The 1,092-nt window shown below is 67.4% G+C and carries 1 protein-coding gene; it reads left to right on the top strand.

Annotation, left to right across the window (positions count from 1 at the left end; translation table 11 throughout):
- Complete coding sequence (gene folE2, locus ACSHZY_RS18865; protein WP_435171762.1) at positions 1-1,071, top strand: GTP cyclohydrolase FolE2; 1,071 nt, start codon at positions 1-3, stop codon at positions 1,069-1,071.
- The last annotated feature ends 21 nt before the right edge of the window (positions 1,072-1,092 follow it).

Raw genomic sequence — 1,092 nt, forward strand, 5'->3', positions numbered from 1 at the left:
ATGAACATTCGTGCTGATCTTCCTCCGACGCGGGCCGAGGCGGAGGCGGCGCTGGACGTGCTGCGCGGCTACACGGCTGCGGCGACCGGGGACGACCTTGTGGCGCTGCAGCTTCCGGCGGTGCTGCGGGCCTATCCCGAACTGAGCCGCGCCTATCCGGCGGGGTTCGTGGCCGACGCGGCCTATCGCGCCACGCTGCCCGACCTTCAGAACGGGCCGTCCAGCCTGATCGTGGGCGCGCAGGCCATCATCCAGCACGTCGGCATCTCCAACTTCCGGCTGCCCATCCGCTACCGGCTGCGCGACGGGGGCGACGTCACGCTGGAAACCTCCGTCACCGGCACCGTCAGCCTGGAGGCCGAGAAGAAGGGCATCAACATGAGCCGCATCATGCGGTCCTTCTACGTTCATGCCGAACGCGACGTGTCGCTGGAGGTGATCGAGCACGCGCTGGACGACTACAAGCGCGATCTGGGCAGCTTCGACGCGCGCATCCAGATGCGGTTCTCCTTCCCCGCGAAGGTGCAGTCGCTGCGCTCGGGCCTGACGGGCTGGCAGTATTACGACATCGCGCTGGAACTGGTGGACGTGGCCGGGGAGCGCAAGAAGATGATGCACCTCGACTACGTCTATTCCTCCACCTGCCCGTGTTCGCTGGAACTGTCCGAACACGCGCGCCAGACGCGGGGCCAGCTGGCGACGCCGCATTCGCAGCGGTCGGTCGCGCGCCTGTCGGTGGAAATGCGGGGCGAGACGCGGCTGTGGTTCGAGGACCTGATCGAGATCGCCCGCGCCGGCGTGCCCACCGAAACGCAGGTCATGGTCAAGCGTGAGGACGAGCAGGCCTTTGCCGAGCTGAACGCCGCCAACCCGATCTTCGTGGAAGACGCGGCGCGGTCGTTCTGCGCGGCCCTTCAGGCCGATCCCCGCATCGGCGACTTCCGCGTCGTGGCGAGCCACCAGGAATCCCTGCACTCCCACGACGCCGTGTCCGTCCTGACCGAAGGCCCCACCTTCGCCCAGGCCAGCCTCGACCCGAAACTCTTCGCAACCCTGTTCCACGTTGGCTGAAGAGGCAAGAGAACGGAGGGC

The sequence above is a fragment of the Falsirhodobacter sp. 1013 genome (assembly GCF_051195255.1).
Classification (GTDB): domain Bacteria; phylum Pseudomonadota; class Alphaproteobacteria; order Rhodobacterales; family Rhodobacteraceae; genus Falsirhodobacter.

Excerpts from the sequence above, each read along its gene's own strand:
- folE2 (WP_435171762.1), top strand. The coding sequence starts at position 1 with ATGAACATTCGTGCTGATCTTCCTCCGACGCGGGCCGAGGCGGAGGCG.